Annotated in this window: 23 protein-coding genes, 1 tRNA gene and 1 pseudogene; 8 read left to right on the top strand and 17 right to left on the bottom strand. The window is 55.9% G+C overall.

Features of this window, described 5'->3' with window-relative positions:
• Positions 1-5: 5 nt before the first annotated feature.
• The 3 genes from truA to pdxB form a co-directional block, all read right to left on the bottom strand.
• Positions 6-818: a tRNA pseudouridine(38-40) synthase TruA gene (truA, locus tag IM314_RS19925; protein ID WP_041908896.1), complete on the bottom strand. Its 813-nt coding sequence runs from the start codon at positions 816-818 to the stop codon at positions 6-8.
• The gene (locus IM314_RS19920) at positions 818-1831 is read right to left on the bottom strand and encodes an aspartate-semialdehyde dehydrogenase (protein WP_028013962.1); all 1014 of its coding nucleotides are present in this window, start codon (positions 1829-1831) and stop codon (positions 818-820) included. Before IM314_RS19920 ends, truA begins: the two co-directional genes overlap by 1 nt.
• A gap of 67 nt (positions 1832-1898) precedes the next feature.
• Complete coding sequence (pdxB, locus tag IM314_RS19915; RefSeq protein ID WP_045631484.1) at positions 1899-3035, bottom strand: 4-phosphoerythronate dehydrogenase PdxB; 1137 nt, start codon at positions 3033-3035, stop codon at positions 1899-1901.
• A gap of 113 nt (positions 3036-3148) precedes the next feature.
• On the opposite strand from pdxB, the gene flk reads away from it, so the two are divergent.
• On the top strand, positions 3149-4153 hold the full coding sequence (gene flk, locus IM314_RS19910; RefSeq protein WP_028013964.1) for a flagella biosynthesis regulator Flk: 1005 nt from the start codon (positions 3149-3151) through the stop codon (positions 4151-4153).
• 89 nt (positions 4154-4242) lie between these two features.
• Here the strand turns inward: flk and IM314_RS19905 are convergent, their stop codons facing one another.
• Both IM314_RS19905 and fabB read right to left on the bottom strand, forming a co-directional pair.
• The gene (locus IM314_RS19905; RefSeq protein WP_153656567.1) at positions 4243-5421 is read right to left on the bottom strand and encodes an MFS transporter; all 1179 of its coding nucleotides are present in this window, start codon (positions 5419-5421) and stop codon (positions 4243-4245) included.
• 68 nt (positions 5422-5489) lie between these two features.
• Positions 5490-6707 carry a beta-ketoacyl-ACP synthase I gene (fabB, locus tag IM314_RS19900; protein WP_023336433.1) on the bottom strand — a complete coding sequence of 406 codons (1218 nt, stop codon included), beginning with the start codon at positions 6705-6707 and terminating at the stop codon, positions 5490-5492.
• Positions 6708-6865: 158 nt separating this feature from the next.
• Here fabB and mnmC point away from each other — a divergent pair, with 158 nt between their 5' ends.
• Positions 6866-8863, top strand: coding sequence for a bifunctional tRNA (5-methylaminomethyl-2-thiouridine)(34)-methyltransferase MnmD/FAD-dependent 5-carboxymethylaminomethyl-2-thiouridine(34) oxidoreductase MnmC (mnmC, locus tag IM314_RS19895; protein WP_193358989.1), 1998 nt, complete (start codon positions 6866-6868; stop codon positions 8861-8863).
• 53 nt (positions 8864-8916) lie between these two features.
• Here the strand turns inward: mnmC and IM314_RS19890 are convergent, their stop codons facing one another.
• The 6 genes from IM314_RS19890 to prmB are packed head-to-tail and all read right to left on the bottom strand — an operon-like array spanning position 8917 to position 13474.
• The gene (locus IM314_RS19890) at positions 8917-9192 is read right to left on the bottom strand and encodes a YfcL family protein (RefSeq protein ID WP_028013966.1); all 276 of its coding nucleotides are present in this window, start codon (positions 9190-9192) and stop codon (positions 8917-8919) included.
• A 13-nt stretch (positions 9193-9205) separates the two neighbouring features.
• On the bottom strand, positions 9206-9751 hold the full coding sequence (locus IM314_RS19885; protein ID WP_045631487.1) for an elongation factor P hydroxylase: 546 nt from the start codon (positions 9749-9751) through the stop codon (positions 9206-9208).
• Positions 9751-10560, bottom strand: a complete 810-nt coding sequence (locus IM314_RS19880; protein ID WP_041908882.1) for a sulfite exporter TauE/SafE family protein — start codon at positions 10558-10560, stop codon at positions 9751-9753. The genes IM314_RS19885 and IM314_RS19880 overlap by 1 nt, the downstream gene beginning before the upstream one ends.
• On the bottom strand, positions 10560-11393 hold the full coding sequence (mepA, locus tag IM314_RS19875) for a penicillin-insensitive murein endopeptidase (protein ID WP_193358988.1): 834 nt from the start codon (positions 11391-11393) through the stop codon (positions 10560-10562). Before mepA ends, IM314_RS19880 begins: the two co-directional genes overlap by 1 nt.
• A 2-nt stretch (positions 11394-11395) precedes the next feature.
• Positions 11396-12481, bottom strand: coding sequence for a chorismate synthase (gene aroC / locus IM314_RS19870; RefSeq protein WP_193358987.1), 1086 nt, complete (start codon positions 12479-12481; stop codon positions 11396-11398).
• Between the two features lie 60 nt (positions 12482-12541).
• A complete protein-coding gene (prmB, locus tag IM314_RS19865) occupies positions 12542-13474 on the bottom strand; it encodes a 50S ribosomal protein L3 N(5)-glutamine methyltransferase (RefSeq protein ID WP_023312578.1) in 933 nt (310 codons plus the stop codon).
• 145 nt (positions 13475-13619) lie between these two features.
• Between prmB and smrB the strand changes: the two genes are divergently transcribed.
• Positions 13620-14171 carry an endonuclease SmrB gene (smrB, locus tag IM314_RS19860; protein WP_008502613.1) on the top strand — a complete coding sequence of 184 codons (552 nt, stop codon included), beginning with the start codon at positions 13620-13622 and terminating at the stop codon, positions 14169-14171.
• A gap of 46 nt (positions 14172-14217) precedes the next feature.
• On the opposite strand, the gene sixA is transcribed toward smrB, so the two are convergent.
• From sixA to IM314_RS19840, 4 genes are all read right to left on the bottom strand, one after another.
• Complete coding sequence (sixA, locus tag IM314_RS19855) at positions 14218-14703, bottom strand: phosphohistidine phosphatase SixA (RefSeq protein WP_003861375.1); 486 nt, start codon at positions 14701-14703, stop codon at positions 14218-14220.
• A gap of 209 nt (positions 14704-14912) precedes the next feature.
• Entirely contained in the window at positions 14913-17060 is a 2148-nt protein-coding gene (fadJ, locus tag IM314_RS19850) for a fatty acid oxidation complex subunit alpha FadJ (RefSeq protein WP_193358986.1), read from the bottom strand.
• A complete protein-coding gene (gene fadI / locus IM314_RS19845) occupies positions 17060-18370 on the bottom strand; it encodes an acetyl-CoA C-acyltransferase FadI (protein WP_126345370.1) in 1311 nt (436 codons plus the stop codon). The genes fadJ and fadI overlap by 1 nt, the downstream gene beginning before the upstream one ends.
• 246 nt (positions 18371-18616) lie before the next feature.
• Positions 18617-18901 carry a YfcZ/YiiS family protein gene (locus IM314_RS19840; RefSeq protein WP_023336445.1) on the bottom strand — a complete coding sequence of 95 codons (285 nt, stop codon included), beginning with the start codon at positions 18899-18901 and terminating at the stop codon, positions 18617-18619.
• 372 nt (positions 18902-19273) lie between these two features.
• On the opposite strand from IM314_RS19840, the gene fadL reads away from it, so the two are divergent.
• Positions 19274-20554, top strand: a complete 1281-nt coding sequence (fadL, locus tag IM314_RS19835) for a long-chain fatty acid transporter FadL (protein ID WP_041908871.1) — start codon at positions 19274-19276, stop codon at positions 20552-20554.
• Positions 20555-20600: 46 nt separating this feature from the next.
• Here the strand turns inward: fadL and IM314_RS19830 are convergent.
• Together IM314_RS19830 and mlaA are read right to left on the bottom strand one after the other, a co-directional pair.
• Positions 20601-21930 (bottom strand): annotated as a pseudogene (locus IM314_RS19830) (IS4 family transposase).
• A gap of 106 nt (positions 21931-22036) precedes the next feature.
• On the bottom strand, positions 22037-22789 hold the full coding sequence (gene mlaA / locus IM314_RS19825; RefSeq protein WP_041908870.1) for a phospholipid-binding lipoprotein MlaA: 753 nt from the start codon (positions 22787-22789) through the stop codon (positions 22037-22039).
• A 315-nt stretch (positions 22790-23104) separates the two neighbouring features.
• On the opposite strand from mlaA, the gene IM314_RS19820 reads away from it, so the two are divergent.
• From IM314_RS19820 to IM314_RS19805, 4 genes are all read left to right on the top strand, one after another.
• Positions 23105-24034, top strand: coding sequence for a formate/nitrite transporter family protein (locus IM314_RS19820; protein WP_041908869.1), 930 nt, complete (start codon positions 23105-23107; stop codon positions 24032-24034).
• A gap of 75 nt (positions 24035-24109) precedes the next feature.
• Positions 24110-24181 (top strand) — tRNA-Arg (locus IM314_RS19815).
• Between the two features lie 186 nt (positions 24182-24367).
• Complete coding sequence (locus tag IM314_RS19810; protein ID WP_193358984.1) at positions 24368-25660, top strand: integrase arm-type DNA-binding domain-containing protein; 1293 nt, start codon at positions 24368-24370, stop codon at positions 25658-25660.
• Positions 25657-26276 (top strand): hypothetical protein (locus tag IM314_RS19805; protein WP_193359403.1); only part of this gene is annotated, 620 nt, incomplete at its 3' end. The genes IM314_RS19810 and IM314_RS19805, both read left to right, overlap by 4 nt.

Genomic DNA, 26276 nt, shown 5'->3' with positions numbered 1-26276 from the left:
TTTGTTTAGTCCGCTAAAAACAGCGGGCCCATTGGCGGTTTTGGCAGGTCAAACCGATCCGGATAGTCTACCGAGACCAGATAAAGCCCTTCCGCTTTCGCCGTTGCTGCCGCAAGCGTTCTGTCCTTCGCTGCCAGCAGTTCTGCAATCCAGCTCTCCGGCTGGTGTCCGGCGCCCACTTCCATCAGGCTGCCCACAATATTCCGCACCATATGATGTACAAAGGCATTGGCTTTGATATCCACCACCACATACGCGCCAAAACGACTGACGTTAATGTGCATGACGTTACGCCACGGCGTACGGGACTGACACTGCACCGCACGAAACGACGTAAAGTCATTTTCACCAATCAGACACTGCGCCGCGCGATGCATGCGTTCTGCATCGAGCGGTTCATAAAAATGCGTCACGCCCTGGCTTAACACCGCCGGACGCAGACGCTGGTTGTAGATGACATAGCGATAGCGACGCGCCGTTGCGCTGAAACGCGCGTGAAAATCATCCGGCACAGATTTCACCCAACGCACCGCGATGTCACCAGGTAAATTCGCATTTACACCCAGCGTCCAGGCGGCATCCTTACGCACGGCGGTGGTTTCAAAGTGAACCACCTGCCCCGTGCCATGAACACCCGCGTCCGTACGTCCTGCGCACAGGACGTTAATCGGCTCGTTTGCCACCTGTGAGAGCGCTTTCTCCAGCTTCTCCTGGACGCTGCGCACCTCATTCTGACGCTGCCAGCCGTAATATTTACTGCCATCGTACTCAATACCGAGGGCAATTTTATGAACCGGCTTTTGATCCACTTCGGACATCAGTACAGATACTCCTGCACCAGCTTCTCGGCGATCTTGACCGCCATCAGCGCGCCGCCAAAGCGAACGTTATCGGCTACGGACCAGAACTGGACCTGTTCCGGCATACCGTAGTCGTTACGCACGCAGCCAACGGAAAGATGCGCGCTGCCGGTGGCGTCACCCACCTGGGTCGGGAACTCGCTCTCTTCAGAAAGGACGATATCTTCACCGCGGCCAAACGCGTCGCGCGCTTCCTCTGCCGCCAGCGGGCGCAGGGCTTCAAAACCGACCATCTGCGCGTGGCCGTAGAAGACCGGAGACTGTACGACGCTGGCGGAAATCATCAGCCCCTCGTCCTGCAGAATCTTGCGCGCTTCGTCGACGAGACGACGCTCTTCGCGCACGGAACCTTCACGATCCGGCAGCAGCGGCAGCATGTTGAACGCCAGCTGGCGGCCAAAGAAATCATCTTCGTCGATCGGGATGCCGTTCAGCAGCTTCGCACTCTGCCCGGCCAGCGCGTCAACGGCCTTTTTACCGTTCGCCGACGCGGACAGCAGACTGGTGACGGTAATGCGCGACAGGCCTCCGTCGTCAATCAGCGGCTTCAGGGCGGTCAGCAGCTGGCTGGTCAGGCTGTTCGGTACCGCGATAACGTTACGGTTGCGGTAGTCAGCCAGCACAAACGGATTGACGTCCGGGACCACCAGCGGCACGTCCGGCTCCAGGGAGAACAGACCGCTCAGGTCGATCACCAGACAGCCCGAATTGGTCGCCTCTTCAATGTAAGACGCCGTGGCTTCAGCACCTGCGGCAAAAAACGCCAGCTGTGCCTGGGTCCAGTCAAACGCGGCCGCATCCTGAACCATCACGGATTTACCGCCAAAACGCAGATGTTCGCCCGCGCTGTCGGTGCGCGCCAGCGCATAGATATCTCCCACCGGGAACTGACGCTCGGCAAGAGTTTCGAGCAGGGCTTCGCCCACGGCACCCGTGGCACCTAAAATGGCAATGTTCCAGCCTTCAGACATGGTGGTTTACTCCAGAAATAAAAAAGCGTCCCTGTCGGCGTATCCGACAGGGAGCATTAAGAAGACATTAATGCGCCGGGTGATGAACGGCGTTAAAACCCAGTTTCTTGAGCAACGTCGCAGCCGCTGCGTCGTCGCACATCACATACAGGGAAGACCACTCGCGGCGCTCAACGTAGTTCTTGCGCAGCTTATCAAATTCACCCGGGATCCCCGCCACCTTACGCAGCAGCGCATCGTCGCGGCGCACATCATACACCAAATGCACCAGCCTTTTCAGCGTTGCCTGATCGAGCGGGCCATGCAGGGTAATGCGGCCAAATTCAGGCGCGGGGAGTAAAGTATCAAGCGCCACCTGCTGCGGATGGCCGATAAAGGCGCTGTAGGCTTCAAATACCTGCGTCGTGCCGCGCGCTTTGCCTTCAAGCGTATAGCCCGCGATATGCGCGGTGGCAACGTCAACCTTGTTCAGCAACTCAACGTTGAGATCCGGCTCCGGCTCCCAGACGTCCAGCACCACGCTGAGATCGTGTCCTTCATTCAGACATTTCAGCAGCGCGGCATTATCCACCACCGGGCCACGACAGGCATTTATCAGAATAGTGCCAGCCTTCAGACGGCGAATCAGCGCCTCGTCCGCCAGATGCAGGGACTTATACGGCCCCTCTTTAAACAGCGGCGTGTGGAACGTCAGCACATCGCACTGTTCAACCAGCTCATCCAGCGCGCGGAAATCCTCGTCGTCACCGTTGTCTTTACGCGGCGGATCGCACAGCAGCGTGCGGATACCTAACGCTTCAAGGCGCTTTTGCAGACGCCCGCCGACGTTACCCACGCCGACAATCCCCACGGTGCGGTCTTTCAGCGCAAAACCATCGCGCTCGGCCAGCATCAGCAGCGAGGAGAAAACGTATTCCACGACGGCAATGGCGTTACAGCCCGGCGCGGCGGAAAAACCGATTCCGGCCTGCTTCAGCCACTGATCATCCACATGATCGGTCCCTGCCGTTGCGGTTCCGACAAACTTAATCGCTTTACCGGCAAGCAACGCCTCATTTACTTTGGTCACCGAGCGCACCATCAGCGCGTCTGCGTCATCCAGTTCGTTAACCGGGATCGGGCGACCAGGGACAGCCTTAACGTCGCCGAGGCGGCTAAACAGCTCGCGGGCGTAAGGCATATTTTCATCAACGAGGATTTTCACGTCTGAGTACCTGTTTGAGAGGAAGAAAACCTGCCAAGTGTGCCATAATCTGGCCGCCAGGCATATACGTATGCCGGGTTTACGCTGAGTTTTGACTTTAAGGATTTTTGACGATGCAGCCCATTTCAGGTACGCCGCCACGCCCTCCGGGTGAAGGCCCTGTCACGCCAAACGTTGCCGGTGAACAGCCACTATCCACGCAACAGCGCACCGTGCTGGAGCGACTGATCACGCGCCTGATAGCGCTGACTTCGCAGCAAAACGCGGAAGTCTGGGCCGGGGTAAAGCATGATTTAGGCGTGAGGAACGACGCACCGCTGCAGTCGCGCCATTTCCCTGCCGCCGAGCAAAATCTCAACCAGCGTATTACAACCGCGCAGCAGAACCACACCACGCGTCAGATTGTCACGCAGTTGACTGAGCTGCTGGGCCAGGGAAATAACCGTCAGGCTGTCAGTGACTTTATCCGTCAGCAGTATGGCCAGACCGCCCTGAGCCAGCTGACGCCAGACCAGCTTAAAACCGTGCTGACGCTGTTGCAGAACAATCAGTTGTCTATTCCGCAGCCTCAGGTGCGCCCCTCAACCGAGCGCCCGCTGCAGCCTGCCGAGCACAACACGCTGAACCAGATGGTGACCAAACTGGCCGCCGCCACCGGCGAGTCGACGAAGCTTATCTGGCAATCCATGCTGGAACTGTCCGGCGTGAAGGCGGGCGAGCTGATTCCGGCCAAACAGTTTACCCATCTGGTGACCTGGCTCCAGGCGCGCCAGACGCTCAGCACCCAGAGCGCCCCTACCCTGCATACCGTTCAGGCGGCGCTTAAACAGCCGCTGGAACCGCACGAGTTCGAGGTGATTCGGGATTACGCCCAGCAGAACTGGCAGGCCACGCCGCAAACGGTACTGACCACCGCGCAGGTGCAGGATGTGCTGAATCAGATCTTTGTTCGCCGCGCCGAGCGGGAAGGCGGCGTGCCGGAGGTAAGAAACGTTCAGCCGATCTACAGCCCGCTGTTTGCGCCCGTTGTGGAGACCTTCAGAACGCTCTCTGCCCGCCCGGGATTAATGTTGATTGCATTATTGATTGCGCTGGCGATTTTCTGGCTGGTTGCCTGAGGATTTGCCCGGTGGCGCTACGCTTACCGGGCCTACAACGGCTCGAACCGTAGGCCGGGTAAGGCGCAGCAGCCACCCGGCGACAACAGTTAATTTCTGCGAAACGCCACCAGCGTCACCACGATCCCCACCACCGCAGAAACCGCGCCGGCCAGGAAGACGGACGGGTAGCCAAACGAGGTGGCTAACAGACCCGCCAGCGGCCCGGTTACGCCGTATGAGATATCCTGAAACGCCGCATAGCCGCCCAGCGCCGTACCGCGGACCTGCGGCGCCACGCGCTTCACCACCTCAACGCCCAGCGCCGGGAAGATCAGCGAGCAGCCGCAGCCGGTTAACGCCGCACCAAGCAGCGCAACGGAGGCGACCGGCGCCTGCCAGAGCAACACCAGCCCAACGGTTTCAATCACCAGCGACGCCACCGCCACCTTCACGCCGCCAAAGCGATCCGGCATCCAGCCGAACAGGACACGCATCACGACAAACGCGCCGCCAAAGGCCGTCAGCGTAAAGCCCGCCATTGCCCAGCCGCGGCTCATGAAATAGAGGGAGACGAAGGTACCAATCACCGCGAAGCCTACTCCCTGAAGCGCCAGCCCCAGCCCTGGCTGCCAGATTTGCCCCACCACACTCCACAGCGAAGGACGTTCGCCTTTATGGGCGGGCACCTTGCGTACCGAACCGTTAAAAGCCCACGCCAGCAGCGGTAATACCATGGTGGTTGCTGCCAGTACCGCAAAACCAAACTGGCTGTGGATCAGCAAACCCAGCGGCGCGCCTGCAGCCAGTGCGCCATAAATCGCCATCCCGTTCCATGACATCACTTTGCCGGAGCGCGCAGGCCCCACCAGCCCCATCCCCCAGGTCAGGGTGCCGGTCAGCAGCTGGCTTTCACCGAAGCCAAGGATTAAACGGCCCACCACCAGCAGCGCAAATTTATACGCGGCGTCGACCGGCAGGAGAGCGGCCAGCAGCCACGCGCCCCCCGCCAGACCGCAGGCAAACATGCCCTGCAGCGCCGAGCGTTTTGCACCGTGCTGATCGGCCAGCCGTCCTGCGTAGCCGCGGGTTAATACCGTGGCTAAAAACTGAATGCCCACAGCAATGCCGACCATGGTGTTGCCATAGCCGAGTTCGTGATGAACGAACAGCGGGATCACCGGCAGCGGCAGGCCAACGGTCATGTAGGTCAGGAATACCGCAAAGGCGATGCGGAAAAGAGAAAGGTTCCCGGAAGGAGTGCCCTTCTCGGGGGTAACAGCCTTCATGCATAACTCCGTGTTCAGGCATAAAAAAAGGGAGCCTTTCGGCTCCCTTCTATTATACATTCAAACGCTTATGCTTTCAGCTTGCGCATAACCAGTGTGGCGTTGGTGCCGCCGAAGCCGAAGCTGTTGGACATGACGGTGGTCAGCGTCGCTTCCGTTGGTTTGGTCACGATGTTCAGGCCAGCCGCCTGCTCGTCCATCTCGTCGATGTTGATGCTTGGGGCGATAAAGCCGTTTTCCAGCATCAGCAGAGAGTAGATCGCTTCCTGCACGCCCGCCGCACCCAGAGAGTGACCGGTCATGGCTTTGGTGGCAGAGATAGCCGGGCTGTTGTCGCCGAACACTTCGCGGATCGCACCCAGCTCTTTCACGTCACCTACCGGAGTAGAGGTACCGTGGGAGTTCAGGTAGTCGATTGGGGTATCAACACCGTGCATCGCCATCTTCATGCAGCGCACCGCGCCTTCGCCGGACGGAGCAACCATGTCGGCGCCGTCGGACGTTGCGCCGTAGCCCACAATCTCAGCGTAGATGTGCGCGCCGCGCGCCAGCGCGTGCTCCAGCTCTTCAACCACAACCATACCGCCGCCGCCCGCGATAACGAAACCGTCACGGTGCGCGTCATAAGTACGGGAGGCTTTGTCTGGGGTTTCGTTGTACTTGGTGGACAGTGCGCCCATCGCGTCGAACTCACAGGCCATTTCCCAGCCCAGCTCTTCGCCGCCGCCAGCAAATACGATGTCCTGTTTGCCCAGCTGGATCTGCTCAACCGCGTTGCCGATACAGTGTGCGGAAGTCGCACACGCGGAGCTGATGGAGTAGTTCACACCGTGAATTTTGAACGGGGTCGCCAGGCACGCGGAAACCGCAGAACCCATAGCTTTCGTGACCACGTACGGACCTACCGCTTTCAGACCACGCGGGCTGCGCATGGCGTCAGCACCGAATACCTGCGCTTTAGAGGAACCGCCGGAACCGGCAATCAGGCCCACGCGCGGGTTGTTCTGATAAACCTCTTCGCTCAGGCCGGAATCTTTGATCGCTTCCTGCATGGAGAGATAAGCATAAATAGAGGCATCGTTCATGAAACGAACCACTTTGCGGTCAATCAAACCGGTGGTGTCCAGTTTAACGTTACCCCATACGTGGCTACGCATACCTGAATCTTTAAACTCTTCAGAGAAAGTGATCCCGGAGCGTCCTTCACGCAGAGATGCCAGGACTTCCTGCTGGTTATTACCGATGCTGGAAACAATGCCCAGGCCAGTAATCACTGCACGTTTCATTCAATACCTCTGTAAGTCGCACTATAAAAAGTTTCGAGTCGCACAATAGCGTACACTTGTACGCCGAACAAGTCCGATCAGACATTTTCTGCGGAAATTTGCACCGATGGACTCACATCGTTAAGATCGTGCCACTGCCTGTCAGACGAGTAACTTACGTGAAACAAAACGCTATACAACCCGCCAACCTCGAATTCAACGCTGAGGGTACACCTGTTTCCCGAGATTTTGATGACGTCTACTTTTCTAATGATAACGGACTCGAAGAAACCCGCTATGTTTTCCTCGAGGGAAACCAGCTCAGCGCCCGCTTCCCTGCGCACCCGCGCAGTCTGTTCGTTGTTGCGGAAAGCGGATTCGGCACCGGGCTCAATTTTTTAACCCTCTGGCAGGCGTTTGACCAGTTTCACGCTGCGCACCCTGAGGCTACGCTACAAAGATTACATTTCATCAGTTTCGAAAAATTTCCGCTTACCGCGCACGATCTGCGGCTCGCCCACCAACGCTGGCCGGAGCTTGCAGCCTGGGCGGAGCAGCTTCAGGCGCAGTGGCAGCCGCATATCGGCGGCTGCCACCGTCTGATTCTGGACGGCGGACGGGTGACGCTGGATTTATGGCTGGGCGACATTAACGACCTGACCGATACGCTCGACGACGCGATGAACCAGACGGTGGACGCGTGGTTCCTTGACGGCTTTGCGCCCGCCAAGAACCCGGACATGTGGAGCCAGCATCTGTTTAGCGCGATGGCCCGGCTGGCGCGTCCCGGCGCAACGCTCGCCACCTTTACCTCGGCCGGCTTTGTTCGCCGCGGCCTGCAGGACGCGGGCTTTACCATGCAGAAGACCAAAGGCTTTGGCCGCAAGCGCGACATGCTGGTCGGCACGATGGAACGGACGCTGGACATTCCCGCTCGGGCTCCCTGGTTTGCGCGCAGCGCCAGCGCATCGCGCGAAGTGGCGATCGTTGGCGGAGGGATCGCCAGCGCCCTGCTCTCTCTCGCGCTGCTGCACCGGGGCTGGCAGGTGACACTCTACTGCGCTGACGAGGCACCAGCCAACGGCGCGTCCGGCAACCGCCAGGGCGCGCTTTACCCGCTTTTAAGCTCGCACGATCCGGCCCTGTTCCAGTTTTTCCCGGCAGCGTTTACCTTCGCTCGCCGCCTGTATGATTCCATTCCGGTGGCATTCGACCATGACTGGTGCGGCGTGACGCAGCTCGGATGGGATGAAAAGAGCCAGCAAAAAATCGCCCAGATGCTGTCGCTGGGTCTGCCGGAGGAGATTGCCCGCGCGGTCAGTGCGCAAGAGGTGGCAGACACCGCGGGTGTGGAAACCGACTGTGGCGGCATTCAATATCCGCTCGGCGGCTGGCTGTGCCCGGCTGAACTGACCGCGGCGGCGATTAGCCTGGCGCAGTCACGCGGGCTGAGGGTGCATTATGCTCATAAGGTTGAATCGCTTAGCCGGTCAGAACGGTGGACTCTGCATTTTGCTGATGGCAAAGCGGCACACCATGCCAGCGTTGTGCTGGCAAACGGACATAACATCAGCCAGTTTATCCAGACCGAGACGTTGCCGGTTTATCCGGTCGGCGGCCAGGTAAGCCATATCCCGACCGCGCCCGAACTGAGCAAGCTGCGCCAGGTGCTGTGCTATGACGGCTATCTGACGCCACAAAATCCGTCTAACGGACATCACTGTATCGGCGCCAGCTACCATCGTGGCGAAGCGGATATGCGCTACAGCGAAGCGGATCAGCAGCAAAACCGCCAGCGCCTGATTGACTGCTTCCCGGACGCGGCGTGGGCGAAAGAGGTTGACGTGAGCGAGGGCGAAGCGCGCTGCGGCGTGCGCTGCGCGACCCGCGATCACCTGCCGATGGCGGGAAACGTGCCGGACTATGAAGCCACGCTTGAACTCTATCAGGATCTGGCAGAAAACAAGGAAACGGCGGTAAGTGCCCCGGTTTATCCGGAACTGTTCATGCTGGGCGGATTAGGATCGCGAGGATTGTGCTCCGCGCCGCTGCTGGCTGAAACGTTAGCCGCGCAAATGAGTAATGAGCCTGTTCCGCTGGACAGAACCACGCTTGCGGGGCTGAACCCGAATCGACTGTGGGTACGGAAACTGCTGAAGGGGAAAATGGTTAAGTAGGGTGCGGTCGAATCCCCTCTCCCCAAAGGGGAGAGGGAAGAGAGGGCAGCGGCTTAGCGTTTAGCCTGCTGGAATAAATTGTCCCACATCCCCAGCACCAGAGACTGATCGCGCGGAGAGAGCTCCCCGGCCAGAATGGCTTTTTCCAGGCTGCGCGTGACTTCAGCGTGAACGGCGTCGGCAGAGTGATCGTCACCTGCTTCCAGCTCGGCTACCGCCAGCGTCAGGTGACCACGCAGATAACCGCTGGCGAACAGCTCATCATCACTGGCGTGTTCCACCATGTCATCAATTAACGCCAGAATGCGTGATTCAAATTCTGCGATCATCTTCTTTCCTCTGTTAAAGATCTTCCGGCCAAGGGAAGCATTCCGCCGTGATCTCCGGCGTGTGGTAATAATTCTGTAAAGCCTCGATCAGGCGCGCCGGACGTTCCGGGATGCCTTTCTCAAAATACTCCATCACCTGCGCATGCACGCGGCGCTGGAAGGCGATACGGTCTGGCTCAAAGTCACCTTCAAGGTTGTCACAGCTCACGTTGAACGGGAAACCTGCCGCCACGCAGAACAGCCATTCCAGCGCCTGCGGCTTCACTTCCACGTCTTCAAACTGGCCCTGGGTGGCGGCGTCGCGCCCGTCCGGACAATACCAGTAACCGAAGTCGACCAGCTCGCGACGCGCTTTCCCCGCGATGCACCAGTGCGAAATTTCGTGCAAACCGCTGGCGTAAAAGCCGTGGGCAAAGACGATGCGGTTGTACGGAACCTCTGCATCAGCAGGAAGATAGATCGGTTCGTCGTCGCCTTTAATCAGACGGGTATTAAAATCATCAGCAAAACAGCTATCGAAGATCTCAATCAGCTGTTCGTATTTATGCGTACTGTTCATTAGTTCATCCCCAACCAGGTGAGGATCTCCTGTCCATGGCTGTCATAAAGAAGTTTGGCGCTCATCACCGCCGAGACGACAACAATCATCGGGCGGATCAGCTTTTGCCCTTTGCTTAATACCAGACGCGAGCCTGCGCGCGCGCCCAAAAACTGCCCTGCCATCATCACAAACCCGGTTGCCCAGATAACCTTGCCGCCAATGATAAACAGCAGCAGGCCGCCGACGTTCGAGGTCGCATTCAGCACCTTAGCGTGGGCGGTGGATTTAGCGAGGTTAAAGCCGGCCAGCGTCACGAACGCCAGCGCGTAAAACGAGCCTGCCCCCGGGCCAAAGAAGCCGTCGTAAAAGCCGACGCAGCCACCGGCAATCAGCGCAAACGGCAGGCCGTGCAGCCGCCGCGCCCGGTCTTCCTCGCCGAGCTTAGGCATCAGCAGGAAATAGAGACCGATGCAGATAACCAGAATCGGCAGGATCTGGCGCAAAATATCCGACTGCACGTGCTGCACCAGCAGCGCGCCCGACGTTGAGCCGATAAAGGTCATCAGGATATTGAGCTTTTGATCGGCGAGATTCACCACCTTGCGGCGGATAAAATAGAGCGACGCCGAAAGCGAGCCGCCGCAGGCCTGCAGCTTATTGGTGGCAAGCGCCTGCGCCGGGCTCATGCCCGCCGCCAGCAGCGCGGGCACGGTTAACAGCCCGCCGCCGCCCGCGAGCGCATCGATAAAACCGGCCAGCATGGCCACAAAGAACAGCACCACCAGCAGCAGCGGTGACACCATAAACAGATCGACGAAATTATCCATTAAAGTACATGCTCATCCAGTAGCGCCTGGCAGGAAGGCGGCAACGGAGGCGGTGTCTTCTTCTCAGGCTTAGAGGTTCCAGGTTTTGCCGGCTCAAACCAGCTTTGCAGTTCGTAACCACAGCCATCGCCTGGCGGCGGTAGCGGCTGATCTTCACATTCCAGGCTGTTCGCCGGGCAGCGCAGACGAACGTGCATATGCGCCCGATGCTGGAACCACGGGCGCACTTTGCGCAGCCAGTCGCGATCGGTTCCGGCATCCAGGCAGAGCTGCTGCTTGATCGCCGGGTTCACAAAGATCCGCGTGACGTCGTTATCTTCTGCCGCCAGCTTGATCATACTGGAAACCTCCCGCGTCCACAGCGAGGGCACCACGCTTTTGCCGTCGCGCGACACCAGATCCAGCGCCTGCGGCTTCAGCAGCTGCGCAGACGTCCAGCGCGTTTTCGGCAGCTGCAGGAAGATGTCGACATCCAGTCCGGTCTGGTGGCTGGCGTGCCCGCCGTTAAAGCGGCCACCGGCAGGCATCCCCATATCGCCAATCAGCATCGTCCCCAGCCCCAGGTTATGCACCTGGTTCCCCAGTCGCTGAATGAACAGCACCAGATCAGGGTGGCCGAAGTAACGACGCTGGTCGGTACGCATCACCTGATAGGTATCTGATTGCAGCGGCAGCTCCTGCGCACCCACGATACAGCCGTTAGCGAAGGCGCCGATGGACTGCGCGCTTCCCGCCACCGGATGGGTGATTTTTTGCCACGGCGTGGCGGCCAGACTGGCTCCACTGGCCAGCAGCGCCAGCAGCGCCAGCAGAGCAATTGCGGTTTTTTTCATGTTTACCAGCGTGGAATGGTGGTCGTCACGTCCGCGTTCTGCGCGCGCTGGCGCAGGAAGTGATCCATCAGCACGATCGCCAGCATCGCTTCCGCGATCGGCACCGCGCGGATCCCCACGCACGGATCGTGACGACCTTTGGTGATCATCTCAACTTCTTCGCCTGAGCGGTTAATCGTGTGGCCCGGCACGGTGATGCTTGAGGTCGGCTTCAGCGCGATGTTGGCAATAATCTGCTGTCCACTGCTGATACCGCCGAGAATGCCGCCCGCATGGTTGCTCTGGAAGCCCGCTTTCGTGATTTCGTCGCGGTTCTGGCTGCCGCGAAGCGCCACCACGTCGAAGCCGTCGCCAATCTCGACGCCCTTCACCGCGTTGATGCTCATCAGCGCGTGGGCGATATCGGCGTCGAGACGGTCAAATACCGGCTCGCCCCAGCCAGCCGGGACGCCATCTGCCACCACAGTGACTTTCGCGCCAATGGAGTCGCCCTCTTTTTTCAGGCCGCGCATCAGTTCGTCCAGCGCCTCCAGCTTGTCGGCATCGGCGCAGAAGAACGGGTTTTGCTCGACCAGATCCCAGTCTTTGATCGCCAGCGGAATGTCGCCCATCTGGGTCAGACAGCCGCGAATGACGATGCCAAATTTCTGCTGCAAATACTTTTTAGCAATAGCGCCAGCGGCCACGCGCATCGCGGTTTCACGCGCGGAAGAGCGTCCGCCGCCGCGATAGTCGCGAAAGCCGTACTTTTGCTCGTAGGTGTAGTCGGCATGGCCCGGGCGGAACACGTCCTTGATAGCACCGTAGTCCTGAGAGCGCTGATCGGTGTTTTCAATCAGCAGACCAATGCTGGTGCCGGTGGTGCGGCCTTCAAAAACGCCGGAGAGAATTTTGACCTGGTCCGGCTCGCGACGCTGCGTGGTGTAGCGAGAGGTGCCCGGACGACGGCGGTCAAGGTCGTGCTGTAAATCTGCTTCGGTCAGTTCGATGCCTGGCGGTACGCCATCAACGATACAGCCCAGCGCCAGCCCGTGCGACTCGCCAAAGGTGGTCACGCGGAATAACTGTCCAATACTGTTTCCTGCCATCACGGCTCCGATGTTGTTGTTTGTGTTTGAGCGTTGTGAAACGGGCCGAAGCCCGCTGGATTAATCTTTATAGATGCTGAAGTGTTCGCGCGCGTCGAGCAGCTGCGCTTTGGTCAGCATAAAGACGCCGTCACCGCCGTTGTCGAACTCAAGCCAGGTGAACGGCACATCCGGGTACTGCTCTATCAGATGTACCATGCTGTTGCCCACTTCACAAATCAGAACGCCGTCATCGGTCAGGTAATCCGGCGCGCAGGCCAGAATGCGGCGGGTCAGCTTCAGGCCGTCCGAGCCTGACGCCAGGCCCAGCTCCGGCTCGTGACGATATTCGTTCGGCAGATCGGACATGTCTTCTGCATCGACGTACGGCGGGTTAGTGACGATCAGATCGTATTGCAGCGTCGGCAGGTCGCGGAACAGGTCAGAGCGGATTGGCGTGACGTGATGGATCAGGCCGTGCTCTTCGATGTTGTGTTCGGTCACGGCCAGCGCGTCGGTGGAGATATCGACGGCGTCCACTTCCGCTTCAGGGAAAGCGTAGGCGCAGGCAATAGCGATGCAGCCGCTGCCGGTGCACATATCGAGAATGTGCTGCGGCTGATGGTTAATCAGGCCTTCAAAGTGGTTGTTGATCAGCTCACCAATCGGCGAGCGCGGTACCAGCACGCGTTCATCGACGTAAAACTCGTGGCCGCAGAACCAGGCTTTGTTGGTCAGGTAAGCCACCGGAATGCGCTCGTTTACGCGACGGATCACGCGCTCAACGATGCGATGTTTTTCGCTGGAGGTCAGGCGCGCGGTGCGCATGTCTTCCGGAATGTCCAGCGGCAGGTAAAGAGACGGCAGCACCAGCTGAACGGCCTCGTCCCACGGGTTATCGGTACCGTGACCGTACCAGATATTAGCGGCGCTGAAGCGGCTAACCGACCAGCGCAACATGTCCTGTATGGTATGCAGCTCGTTTACTGCTTCATCGACAAATATTTTATCCACTCTTTCCTCCAGGGCATGCTCGCATAATTTTCGGCGGCTAGTTTGCCATGAAGACGGCGATAAATCAGCAATGACGCGTACCGCTTGAGGTTAAAAAATGCGTTTAGTCGGGTACACTATCGGAAATACGAGATGAGAATGACGAATGAAAAAGAAAACATCGCTCAGCGAGGAGGATCAGGCTCTCTTCCGCCAGCTGATGACCGGGACGCGTAAAATCGCGCAGGACACGATTGTCCACCGTCCGCAGCGTAAAAAAATCAGCGAAGTTCCGGTCAAACGGCTGCTCCAGGAGCAGGCGGATAACAGCCACTATTTTTCAGATGAATTTCAGCCGCTGCTCAATACGCAAGGGGCTGTGAAGTACGTGCGCGAAGACGTCAGCCATTTTGAGCTGAAAAAGTTACGACGCGGAGATTATTCGCCGGAGCTGTTTCTCGATCTGCACGGCTTAACGCAGATGCAGGCGAAACAGGAGCTGGGGGCGTTGATTGCCGCCTGTCGCCGCGAACACGTTTTTTGCGCCTGCGTGATGCACGGCCACGGTAAGCACATTCTGAAGCAACAGACGCCGCTGTGGCTGGCTCAGCACCCGCACGTAATGGCGTTTCATCAGGCACCGAAAGAGTACGGCGGCGATGCCGCATTGCTGGTGTTGATTGAAGTTGAGGAGTGGCAGCCGCCAGAGTTGCCCTGACAGAAGGGCGGGAAACACGTAGTACCCCGCCCTGTCACACGTCACGTCAGATGGCTTTTGCCATCTTCAGGTTGCACGGGCTCATTTGCCAGTTGAAGACCCCTTTGCCGGTTTCGTCGAGAGTGACGTTGGCAATGGCGGAAGTGGTGAACATTGGCGGCGTTTCGCCCGGGCACAGCTCAGATACCAGATAGCCGACCAGCGGCAGGTGGGAAATGACCAGTGCGGAAGCGACACCTTCATTGCACAGCGCCTGAAGGTAAGCGCTGACAAGACCGACATCGCCGCATGGCGTCAGCTCAGGGAGAACGTCCACGCTGGATGGCAGGTTCATACACTCCCCTACCACGTCCAGCGTCTGTTCTGCACGCAGGAACGGACTCACCAGAACGCGTTCAATGTCCACTTTTTGACCTTTAAGCCACGTCGCCATTTGACGGGATTCGTCACAGCCACAGACGGTTAAAGGACGTACTGAGTCACTGGCGGCATCGAGTGCCGCGTCGCCGTGACGCATGATAAAAACTTGCATATTGCACCGCTTTTGTTAACCAGAATCACCGGCGTTAACTACCCGCGATTAATGCTCTGAGGTAGAAAACCCGATGGCCGGGCATTGTGCCTGATCCATTCGGTGAATGAAACGCTGTTTTTTACCTCAATGGCGTAAGTATAGTCAATCTCTGTTTACAAAATCGCCAGAACAGGTTCATTCAGCTCAGGATTTACCCTTCTTTGACTTCAGTTTACGAAATCAGTTTCCCTTGCAGGCCAGAATGTCTGGCCCCGCTCCGCCATCTGCAATAATTCGTCACACGGTGTAAACCGCGGACCGTATTGCGAGGCCAGACGTTGCAAAATGACAACCACTTCACCCGCACCGAGCGTATCCATGTAACGGAACGGGCCGCCAAGGAACGGCGGGAAACCAATACCAAATACCGCGCCGATGTCGCCATCGCGTGCGCTCTTGATCACCTGTTCACCAAAGCAGCGCGCCGCTTCATTGAGCATCATCATCACGCAACGTTCTGCGCACTGAACGGCAGACAGTCTTCCCTGACCGGTGGCCGAAATAAGCCCATAAACCGAAGGGTCGACCTGTTTCTTGCTTTTACGCCCTTTCGCGCCGTAAAGATAGAAACCGCGTTCATTTTTTCTGCCTTTGCGATCGTCCTTCAAAATTGCAGAAACAATGTTTGCAGGCGGGGTAAAACGATCGCCATAAGCCGCTTCCAGCACAGGTATAATTTTAGTGCCGGTGTCTATTCCCACCTCATCCAAAAGTTGGATTGGACCGACGGGGAAGCCAAACTTTACGAGCGCCTCGTCGACGTACTCGATTTTCTCCCCTTCCGTCAGCAGCCGCATCGCTTCGTTGATATAGGGTGCCAGAATACGGTTGACGTAGAAGCCAGCCTTGTCCGCGACCACAATCGGGGTTTTACCCTGTTTTTTCGCCAGCTTCACCACGGTGGCGATGGTCTGCGGGCTGGTCGTGGCGTGCGGGATCACCTCCACCAGCGGCATTTTTTCGACCGGACTGAAAAAGTGCAGACCAATGACCTGCTCCGGACGAGCAGCTTTCGCCGCGATATCGCCAATCGGTAAAGACGAGGTGTTTGAGGCAAAAATAGTGTGCGGCGCGCAATGCTGCTCTACGTCAGCCACCATCTGCTGCTTAAGCGCCAGGTCTTCAAATACGGCTTCAATCACCAGGTCCCGGTGCGCAAAACCGCTGTAATCCGTCGTGCCGGAGATCGTCGCCAGGGTTTTATCACGCTCGCTTGCCTTGATATGGCGGCGTTTGACCTTCCGATCAAGGTTCTGCCAGCTGTACTGCAGCGCGTGGTTGATGCCCTTTGCGCTGATGTCTTTGATACGCACGGGCAATTTGCCTTTGCTGGCGGTAACAAACGCGATTCCGCCGCCCATCAGCCCACCGCCCAGCACGCCAACGGCACGCAGCGGAGCAGGCTCTGCCTCGCTGCCCGGATCTTTTTTCACCTCAGTACTGGCGAAGAAGATGCTGCTCAGCGCCTGCGACTGCGGCGTCATCGCCAGTTCGCCAAAGGCTTTGGCTTCAGCGGCATAGCCGCTGCTGCTGCCCTGCGACAACCCGGTTTCCATCACTTCCAGAATGCGCTTTGCCGCCGGGTAGTTGCCTTTGGTTTTTTGCTCGGTTTTTTTGCCTACCATGTTGAACAGGAGCGCGCGCCCCAGTGGCCCTGCCAGCACGCGCTCGCGTACGGGGAGAGGACGTTTTGCCTGACGTCCCTTCAGCGCCAGCTCAACAGCAGCGTCCAGTAGTATGGTGTGCGGAACGACGTCGTCAACCAACCCCACTTTCAGTGCCTGACGGGGGCGTAGCTGCTTGCCGGTTAAGATCATCTCCAGGGCGGTGCTAACCCCAACCAGACGCGGCAGACGCTGTGTTCCACCCGATCCCGGCAGCAGGCCTAACTGCACTTCTGGCAACCCTATAACGGTTTTCGGATCGTCAGTGCAGATACGGCTGTGACAGGCCAGCGCCAGCTCCAGCCCGCCGCCCAGGCAGGCACCGTGGATCGCGGCAATAACCGGAATCGGCAGAGCGTTGATTTCAGCCATTACCTGCTGTCCCTGACGCGCCAGATCTTCAGCTTCCTGCGCGCTTTTCGCTCGGGCGATCATGTTGATATCGGCCCCGGCAATAAAGTTATCCGGCTTAGCCGAGATAAAGACCAGACCACGAATCGCTTTATTTTCGCGGATCTGCTTGAGCATGGCGCGAACCTGAGTGCCGAATTCAGCCTTCAGGGTATTCATCTTTTCATCAGGCACAGCAATAGTGATAACCGCGACGTTATCGAGGCGAACCGTCAGATTAAATGCAGATGGCATATCCATTATTCAGCCTCCAGAACCATTGCTGCACCAAGGCCGCCCGCCGCGCAGGCGGTGACGAGACCAAACCCGCCGCCGCGGCGACGGAGTTCGTGTAGTGTCTGGGTGATCATTCGCGCACCCGTGGCCGCAAACGGATGGCCGTAGGCGATCGACCCACCCAGCACGTTGAATTTGCTCTGATCCACTTCGCCGGTGGCATGGGCGCGGCCCAGCACGTCGCGTGCAAAACGCTCGCTTGCCAGCAGCTGGACGTTTGCCAGGGTTTGCGCTGCAAAGGCTTCGTGCATATCAATCAGGGTTAAATCCGCCAGGGTTAGCCCCGCGCGATCCAGCGCCAGCGGCGTGGACCACGCCGGACCTAACAGCATGTCCTGCCAGACATCAATGGCGGTAAAGGCATAGCTGCGCAAATAGCCCAGCGGCGTGATGCCCAGCTCTTTTGCACGCGACTCCGTCATCAGGATCACCGCAGCAGCACCATCGGTCAGCGGCGTACTGTTGGCCGCCGTCACGGTGCCGTGCTTGCGGTCAAACGCCGGGCGCAGTTTGGCGTAATCCGCCAGCGTCGAGGTGCCACGAATATTGTTGTCTTCAGTAAGAGGCTCTCGATAGGGAGGCGTGTAGGCGGTCATGACCTCGTCGGTGAGTTTGCCCTCCGACCAGGCTTTCGCTGCCAGCTGATGCGAGCGATGCGCCAGCGCATCCTGCTGCTCGCGGGTGATGCCGTAAGTTTTGGCCATCTGCTCGGCGGTATCGCCCATTCGCAGGCCAGTCGAATATTCCGCGACGGCAGGTGGCACGGGCAAGAGATCGCGCAGGCGTAAACGCGAGAAGAGTTTGAGCTTCGCACCGGTGGTGCGGGCTTTATTAGCATCCACCAGAATGCGGGCCAGCTTTTTACTGACGCCAATCGGCAGTACGGAGGAAGAATCGGCGCCACCTGCGATCCCGGCGCGAATGGTGCCCGCCATCAGACTTTCCGCCACGTTTGCTACCGCCTGGAAGCTGGTCGCGCACGCGCGGCTGACGCTGTAGGCATCGGTATGAACGTTCATGCCGGTACCGAGAACAATCTCCCGCGCAATGTTAGGGGCTTCAGGCATCTGCACCACCTGGCCGAAGACCAGCTGTTCGATGACCTCAGGCGGAATTTCGCTGCGAGCCAGCATCTCCCCCACTACCATTTTCCCCAGATCGACAGCCGGTATACCGTGAAACGCCGTCGCCTGACGTGCAAACGGCGTACGCAGACCGCTGACAATGGCAATGCGGTCACCTTGTCGGGTGATTAGCGGTAATGCCTGACTCATAACCTTCCCCTGTGAAAAATTTTACATGACTATAAAGTGGTCTGACCTGATAACAGTCTTAACCATTTTTTTACATTCAGCCAATCGGGGAAGCTTAAAAATGCGAGGTAAAACACAGAGAAGAAAAAGAAAATGCCCCTGCATGGCAGAGGCAATTGTGCGGTTTGTTGCCGGGTGGCGACGGTGCCTTACCCGGCCTACACGATCGTAGGCCCGTGCAAGCGAAGCGCCGCCGGGCAAAAAGAATTAACGCAGACCGAGCTGGAAAATCAGCGTTTCAGCTTCGCAGGCAAACACAAAGTCGATATCCAGCTTCACGCCGCCCTCCACTTCCGTGAAGGTAGATTTGATTTCACACGGATCGGACTCCACATCACGCGCGCGCTTGCTCAGCGCGGCCAGCGTTTCTTCGGCTTCGGCGCGGTTGGTGAACACACGGCTGTAAGACGCGGTGCAATCGGTGTTGTCCATGATGGTGCCAACATCCATACAGCAGCAAACCGGGGTTTCATCAGCACTGCATTTACTCATAGCTCAATTTCCTCTGTATTCGCGCAGCGCGCGAGATAAACACGATGCTGATATTTTACGCCCCAGCGCTGGCTCTCTCCAGCCGTTAATGGCGCAAAATCGGATAAGTGACCGATATCACACTAAAAAATGATCTAAAACAAAAACCACCCTTTTGAGTGAGCCGCGATGGTCACAATTTTGCCAACCAGATCTCGTTTCAAGAAACATGTTTGAAAATATTAATAAACAAACTTGCAACATTCAGGCTGGTCGGACCTATACTCTGGCCACTGGTCTGATTTGTCTGTCATACCTCAGACCCTACACTTCGCGCTCCTGTTACGGTATGTAACAATTATTGAATAAAAATAACTCAATGAGGTTATGGTCATGAGCCAGAAAACCCTGTTCAACAAGACTGCGCTGGCAGTCGCAGTGGCAATCGTCTCTACTTCCGCCTGGTCAGCGGGCTTTCAGCTAAACGAATTTTCTTCCTCTGGCCTTGGCCGCGCGTATTCAGGGGAAGGTGCAATCGCTGATGATGCGGGTAACGCAAGCCGTAACCCTGCATTAATCATGATGTTCGATCGCCCGACCTTCTCTGCTGGTGCGGTGTATATCGATCCTGATGTCAACATTTCCGGCACGTCACCTTCTGGTGCGAGCCTGAAAGCAGATAACATTGCGCCAACGGCGTGGGTACCTAACCTGCACTTCGTTGCACCAATCAATGAACAATTTGGCTGGGGCGCATCCGTCACGTCTAACTATGGCCTTGCTACCGAGTTCAATAACAACTACCCGGCAGGCGAATACGGCGGTAAAACAGACCTGACAACGCTAAACCTGAACCTGAGCGGTGCTTATCGTCTGAACGACAGCTGGAGCTTCGGTCTGGGCTTTGATGCCGTCTACGCCGATGCAAAAATTGAGCGTTACGCCGGTGAACAAACGGCTCGCCTGCCGAAAAACAGCAACAAAATTGCCAGCCTGAAGGGCGATGAGTGGGGCTATGGCTGGAACGCCGGTATTCTGTACGAGCTGGACAAAAACAACCGCTGGGGCCTGACCTATCGTTCCGAAGTAAAAATTGACTTCGACGGTGATTACAAGAGCGGCATCCTGACGCCGGTCAACAGCCTGGTCCCTGGTGCGGGTACCACTATCCCGTGGGGGACTTCCGGTCAAACTGTCCCTGGCTCACTGTCACTGCATCTGCCAGAAATGTGGGAAGTCTCGGGTTACAACCGCGTAGCGCCACAGTGGGCTATTCACTATAGCCTGGCCTATACCAGCTGGAGCCAGTTCCAGGAGCTGAAAGCGACCGGCACCAACGGTCAAACGCTGTTCTATAAGGACGAGAGCTTCCACGACGCCTATCGCATTGCGTTGGGTACCACCTATTATATGGATGATAACTGGACATTCCGTACCGGTATCGCATTCGATGACAGCCCGGTACCGGCTGATAAGCGCTCCATTTCCATTCCGGATCAGGACCGCTTCTGGGTGAGTGCTGGTGCAACCTACGCGTTCAACGAGAATGCTTCTGTCGATGCGGGCGTATCTTATATGCATGGCCAGAAAGTGACCTTCAAGGAAGGCCCGTACGAATTTACCTCTGAAGGTAAAGCCTGGCTGTTCGGTACTAACTTCAACTACGCGTTCTAATCGCGCAGGGATCAAAAAAGGTGAGCGTTGCTCTAATGCCAGTCAGTTAAGCAACTGACTGGCTTTTTTTTCGGGGTTGTGGGGTATCTCCAGGGCCTTTCCTTTACCACCCTCGGGAAGGCCCTTTCCCTTCTTGTCGGCAACTTTACCAGTTGCGCCATGCTTTCAAGATCACGCATCAGCTCCGGGATACGCCCTGGTGAAGCGCCCTGCAGCGTCATCAGCATTCTCATGACCATGCCGCATGATTCTGAGAAGCTCAGTTGATTCGGCCAGTATCCTTTCAGATGGCCCGCCATTTTAATCATCTGATATCGCACCAGATTATACGCCAGTAACACGCCCCATAACTCCTGCTCCACAAGCTCCGGCTTTTTACTCCTCAGCGTCAGCCTGCTCAGTTGCATCGTTTGTTTTATCTCCCTGTACCCCAGCTCTATTTCCCAGCGATGGCTGTACAGGTCTGCCATTTCTCCTCCGGGATAGCGCATGGCGTCCGTCATCGACGTCAGCAGATGGCTGGTTTTCCCTTTGCGCGTTACGGTCAGCAGGCGGGCTGTCATCTCATCTCCCAGACCCGGCCATTTTTTTCGTGCCTGTGGGCTGGTTTTCAGCTTCACCAGATAGTCGCCTTTACCCAGCTTTCTGACCTCTTCATACTGTGCTCCCTTTCTGAGAGGGAGCATCCAGTGACGGTGTTCTCCCGCCTGGCTCCACGCATTCAGCAGCCCCGGCGAGTAATAGCCTTTATCCATTAACGTCAGGGTGTTATCGCCGGTCTGCTCTATCAGTTGCTCCGCGAGCTCATTTTCGCTGTTTTTCATCGTGCCGAAGGCCGCTGCCGTCAACAGATGGCTGGTCAGTTCCATCTGGCAGACCATTTTTACCTGCGGGTAGAGTGCCGGGTTTCCGCCATGCGTCTGGCGGGGAAAGGCGCTATCGTTTTCCGGCGTATCCGGTGTGCGCCAGAACACACCATCGATGGCCAGCAGGGTCAGGCCGCACCAGTGCGGATGCGGTGTGGCGTTATGCCAGAGCTGCGCTGTTTGCGTGAACACGCGGCGGACGGCTTCGCTTCCCAGCCGCTGACGGGCCTGGGTCACGGCACTGGGGGCAACGAACGGACGGTTGCCGGGTAACATGATATCCAGCCGGTTAACTATCTGATGAAGCGGCTCCTTACGCTCAAGGGCCATACCGATAATGCACCAGACCATCATTTCCAGAGGAAGGCGCCGTTTGCGTAACGTGACGGTGCCGGATTCTTCAAGGCAGCGGGAAATCAGTTCCGGGTCAAGACAGTCGCCCAGAGAAGTCAGAGGGTTACGCAGAGAATCGTAACGTGATACCAGCTCAAGAGCCTGTCCAATGTGCATAAAAAAATCCGGAAACGGGTAAACATTTCCGGATTCTTACACAGCCACTGGATCGGTCAACCGATCCTTAACTGATCGGCATTAGAGCGTTGCTCACCTTTTTTATTTATTCCGAATCAATATCTTTGAGTTCGTTTTCAATAGCCTTCGCGTTTGGATTATCTTCCGGCTTCAGCTTGCCGCCGTTGGCGATAAAGTCATGATTCTGGAAGTACGCTTCACGCACCATAATGTACGGATCGGACGACTGGCGCAGCAGACCGTCTGAATCAAGTAGTTGCGCACGGGTTTCAATCCCTTCCACCGTCCATTTACCCACCGACAGCGGCCAGGTCAGCCACGACAGAACCGGATACAGCGTATCGACCATATCGCCGCCATCATCACGCACGGTGAAGCTGCCATAGAACGGCAGATGGACGTAAGGGCCGTAACCGACACCATAATGCCCCAGCGTACTGCCGAAACGGTGCGGCTGTTCACGCTGCAGTTTCGGGTTTGCCATACCTGCAACATCGATAAAACCACCCATCCCCAGCAGGGAGTTCAGGAAGAAGCGCGTAAAGTGCACCATCCCCTGATACGGATCGCCCTGCAGGAAATAGTTGACCATCACCGCAGGCTCTTCGAGGTTGCTGGTAAAATTGCTTAACCCGTTACGCGCGGGCTGTGGAACGTAATCGCGCCATGCTACTGCCACCGGGCGAACCACATACGGGTCCAGCACGTTGTAGTTGAAGCTATACATAGAGCGGTTAAATCCTTCGAGAGGATCGGAGCGTCCCGTTTGCTCCCCGGAGCTGGCGCAGCCCACAAGCATCGTCGCGCCCAGCGCAAGCGCCGACAGCCGAAGTTTCATAAATATCTCCCTGTTCAGTATGGCTATCGTTGATTGCCATCCGTAACGGAGCATCTGGCGCTCCGTCTGAAAACGTGCAAGTGATTGTAACAGCACGTTTACCGATGTCTATGAGTACAGTTATGGGCAATAATCACCGTGACTCTGATCTCAGCATAGCCTGACTTTTGGAATTCGTTTCGCTGGCAATTTTATAATGTCTTTGAACAAGATGTATCACCTTTGTTGTCATTCCCGCCAATTTAAGAGCATCCCCACAGGCATCCCGATAAAAGCCGCTACGCTTAAAAGAAAGATCAACCTCCGGGAGCAGATATGAAAGAAGTGGGTGAAGACAAAATTGGCGAAAGTAATGAGGAACATGAAATTGAAAGCGAGGAGAAAGCGCGCGGGGAGGAGATAGAGATTGATGAAGATCGCCTCCCCTCCCGCGCGATGGCAATCCACGAGCATATACGCCAGGACGGCGAAAAGGAGATGGAGCGCGATGCCATGGCCCTCTTCTGGTCAGCTATCGCGGCTGGACTGTCAATGGGCGCCTCGCTGCTTGCTAAAGGGATATTTCATGTGCAGCTGGAGGGCGTGCCCGGCGGATTTTTACTGGAGAACCTCGGCTACACCTTCGGCTTTATTATCGTCATCATGGCCCGCCAGCAGCTGTTTACTGAGAACACGGTGACCGCCGTACTGCCGGTGATGCAAAACCCTACCCTCGGCAATTTTGGTTTATTGATGAGGCTCTGGAGCGTGGTTCTGCTGGGAAATATCATCGGCACGGGCATCGCGGCCTGGGCATTTGAATATATGCCGATATTTGATGAACCCACCCGGGACGCATTTGTGAAGATCGGTATGGATGTGATGAAAAACACGCCAGTCGAAATGTTTTCAAATGCCATTATCTCTGGGTGGATTATCGCCACAATGGTGTGGATGTTCCCTTCTGCCGGTAGCGCTAAAATCGTGGTGATCATACTGATGACCTGGCTAATTGCGCTGGCGGATACCACGCATATCGTGGTCGGTACCGTTGAGATACTTTACCTGGTCTTTAACGGTACGCTTCACTGGAGCGATTTTTTCTGGCCGTTCGCCATTCCGACGCTGGCGGGGAATATCTGCGGTGGAACGTTTATCTTCGCGCTGTTAAGCCATGCCCAAATCCGTAACGACATGTCGAATAAACGCAAAGCCGAGCTTAAGGCGCAGGCAGAAAAGGATAAAGCAGCAAAAAAATCAACCTGAATGGTGACTCTTTGAGCAGTCAGGCGGCAACGCGCTTAACGCAAAGTGTAAATAACGCTATACTCGTGCCGCCTCGTCCCCTTAGTTAAATGGATATAACGAGCCCCTCCTAAGGGCTAGTTGCAGGTTCGATTCCTGCAGGGGACACTTTAAAGACCTTTCACTACATTTCATTTCATCACTTAATCCACATAAAAACAGCAAGTTAATACCAAATCAGCCTAATTTTCATTTCAGTTAATTTCATGACATTACATCCTTGTGATGGTATAAGGGATGGTATTGTGCAGTTCGATATAGAGATACCATCAATTTACTTAAATGAGTGCAGGTATGGCCATAAATGTGCTTTCCCCCAAACAGATCGAAAATGCCAAGCCGAAGACCAATGATTACAAACTTACCGATGGAGGGAGTTTGTATTTACTGGTACGAAAGACTGGTGGGAAATACTGGCGTATGAATTATCGTTTTGATGGAAAACAAGCCACCTTGGCATTAGGGGTTTACCCGGACGTCCCACTTGCAACAGCGCGAAAGCGACGTGATGAAGCCAGACAACTGCTAGCCGATGGACGTGATCCTCGCGAAGCAAAGAAACTAAAAAAGGAAGATCCAACTTCCCCCACGTTCGAGAGTGTAGCCAGAGAGTGGCATAGTGGAACGATGGGGCATCCTGAGTGGAAAGAGATCACCCGTACCAAAATTCTCCGGGAAATGGAAAACCACCTCTTTCCTGCCATCGGTTCAAAGCCTATCGATACGCTCAAAACCCGTGACTTGCTGCCGATGCTGGTCAAGATGACTGAGAAAGGAATTGGTGCCACAACGAGCCGGGTAAAAACCACGATGGCGAGCGTCTTCCGTTATGCCGTGCAACATGGAATTGTCGATTACAACCCTGCCCACGATCTGAAAGGCGCAATTACGAATCCCAAAGTACGACATCGCCCTGCTCTACCTCTTGAACGTTTACCTGATCTGTTAGCGAAGACGAGAAATTACACGGGAAGACCATTGACTCGCTTGGCTGTTCTCTTTTCCCTGCACACTTTTGTACGATCCAGTGAACTACGACATGCCAGATGGGAAGAGATTGACATTGAAAATGGGCTATGGACGATACCGGGACAACGTGAAGAAATTGTGGGGGTTAAATTCTCAGACCGGGGCGCAAAAATGGGAGCTGCCCATTATGTCCCGCTATCTAGTCAAGCTATCGCGGTGCTGGAGGATATAAGAAAAATCAGTGGTAAATATCTGCTGGTTTTCCCCGGTGACAGCAACCCATATAAACCGATGAGCGAAAACACAGTTAATAAAGCCCTGCGAACGATGGGTTACAACACTCAAACTGATGTCTGCTTGCATGGGTTCAGGGCAATGGCCTGCTCTGCATTGACCGAATCAGGACTCTGGTCACGTGATGCGGTTGAACGGCAGATGAGTCATCAAGAAAGAAACGAAGTGCGGGCAGCATATGTACATCTTGCACAGCACATGCAGGAACGCCGCAGAATGATGCAATGGTGGTCTAATTACCTGTCGATTAATTCAGAAAATTATGTTGCTCCATATGATATGGGGTCTGAAAATTTCACATTGGTAGGAAAGGAATTTTTATGAATAATAAAATTCAAAAAAATATATGGGCATTAAATAAAATGCCACCTTTAGAATACTGCTCGTTATCAAGAGCAGCAAAATTACTCAATTGTGAAATTGAGGACTTCCTTCATTGGCATGATGTGGGGTCTATAACCTTATGTATAAACTTACAAGAAATTAAAGGTACTTTAAAAATAAAGATCGATAATAAAAATGCAGATGAAAGCCCACTCAAATTTTATTTCGATGGGACATTGACGTTTAATGAGCTGACTCGGATATATAAAACATGGTCTCGACACTCAAAAGTTTATAAGCTGCTAACTACAAAAGATGGCCTCGTCCCCCCCTCAATCCAGACAGGACCATTGACAACCACGTATGAACTCAAATGCTTTATCAGTGATCTATGGTCGATAGAATCCAGAAATATCTCTATTCTATTAAAAGATGAAAAAAATGCATATGAAGAGAGAATATTGAGTGCTGTATCTCCCTCTGATTCCATATTGTCAAATACGTTTCAACCAGAGTTAGACGAAAGACCAATCATAAATCTAGATAATATATACATAACAAAAGAAACAATTGATAAAATTTATACGCACGCTATAAGTGGAAAGTCACTACCATA

Origin of the sequence: Enterobacter cloacae complex sp. P42RS (genome assembly GCF_014930595.1) — a bacterium.
Taxonomy (GTDB): Bacteria; Pseudomonadota; Gammaproteobacteria; order Enterobacterales; family Enterobacteriaceae; genus Enterobacter; species Enterobacter bugandensis.
This window is presented reverse-complemented; position numbering and strand designations above follow the sequence as displayed.

Coding starts and splice junctions, on each gene's coding strand:
- fadJ (WP_193358986.1), bottom strand. CDS start 17,060: ATGGATATGCCATCTGCATTTAATCTGACGGTTCGCCTCGATAACGTC.
- fadL (WP_041908871.1), top strand. CDS start 19,274: ATGAGCCAGAAAACCCTGTTCAACAAGACTGCGCTGGCAGTCGCAGTG.
- flk (WP_028013964.1), top strand. CDS start 3,149: ATGCAGCCCATTTCAGGTACGCCGCCACGCCCTCCGGGTGAAGGCCCT.
- IM314_RS19880 (WP_041908882.1), bottom strand. CDS start 10,560: ATGGATAATTTCGTCGATCTGTTTATGGTGTCACCGCTGCTGCTGGTG.
- IM314_RS19905 (WP_153656567.1), bottom strand. CDS start 5,421: ATGAAGGCTGTTACCCCCGAGAAGGGCACTCCTTCCGGGAACCTTTCT.
- IM314_RS19890 (WP_028013966.1), bottom strand. CDS start 9,192: ATGATCGCAGAATTTGAATCACGCATTCTGGCGTTAATTGATGACATG.
- aroC (WP_193358987.1), bottom strand. CDS start 12,481: ATGGCAGGAAACAGTATTGGACAGTTATTCCGCGTGACCACCTTTGGC.
- IM314_RS19810 (WP_193358984.1), top strand. CDS start 24,368: ATGGCCATAAATGTGCTTTCCCCCAAACAGATCGAAAATGCCAAGCCG.
- fabB (WP_023336433.1), bottom strand. CDS start 6,707: ATGAAACGTGCAGTGATTACTGGCCTGGGCATTGTTTCCAGCATCGGT.
- truA (WP_041908896.1), bottom strand. CDS start 818: ATGTCCGAAGTGGATCAAAAGCCGGTTCATAAAATTGCCCTCGGTATT.
- fadI (WP_126345370.1), bottom strand. CDS start 18,370: ATGAGTCAGGCATTACCGCTAATCACCCGACAAGGTGACCGCATTGCC.
- IM314_RS19885 (WP_045631487.1), bottom strand. CDS start 9,751: ATGAACAGTACGCATAAATACGAACAGCTGATTGAGATCTTCGATAGC.
- mlaA (WP_041908870.1), bottom strand. CDS start 22,789: ATGAAACTTCGGCTGTCGGCGCTTGCGCTGGGCGCGACGATGCTTGTG.
- IM314_RS19820 (WP_041908869.1), top strand. CDS start 23,105: ATGAAAGAAGTGGGTGAAGACAAAATTGGCGAAAGTAATGAGGAACAT.
- sixA (WP_003861375.1), bottom strand. CDS start 14,703: ATGCAAGTTTTTATCATGCGTCACGGCGACGCGGCACTCGATGCCGCC.
- IM314_RS19920 (WP_028013962.1), bottom strand. CDS start 1,831: ATGTCTGAAGGCTGGAACATTGCCATTTTAGGTGCCACGGGTGCCGTG.
- smrB (WP_008502613.1), top strand. CDS start 13,620: ATGAAAAAGAAAACATCGCTCAGCGAGGAGGATCAGGCTCTCTTCCGC.
- IM314_RS19840 (WP_023336445.1), bottom strand. CDS start 18,901: ATGAGTAAATGCAGTGCTGATGAAACCCCGGTTTGCTGCTGTATGGAT.
- mepA (WP_193358988.1), bottom strand. CDS start 11,393: ATGAAAAAAACCGCAATTGCTCTGCTGGCGCTGCTGGCGCTGCTGGCC.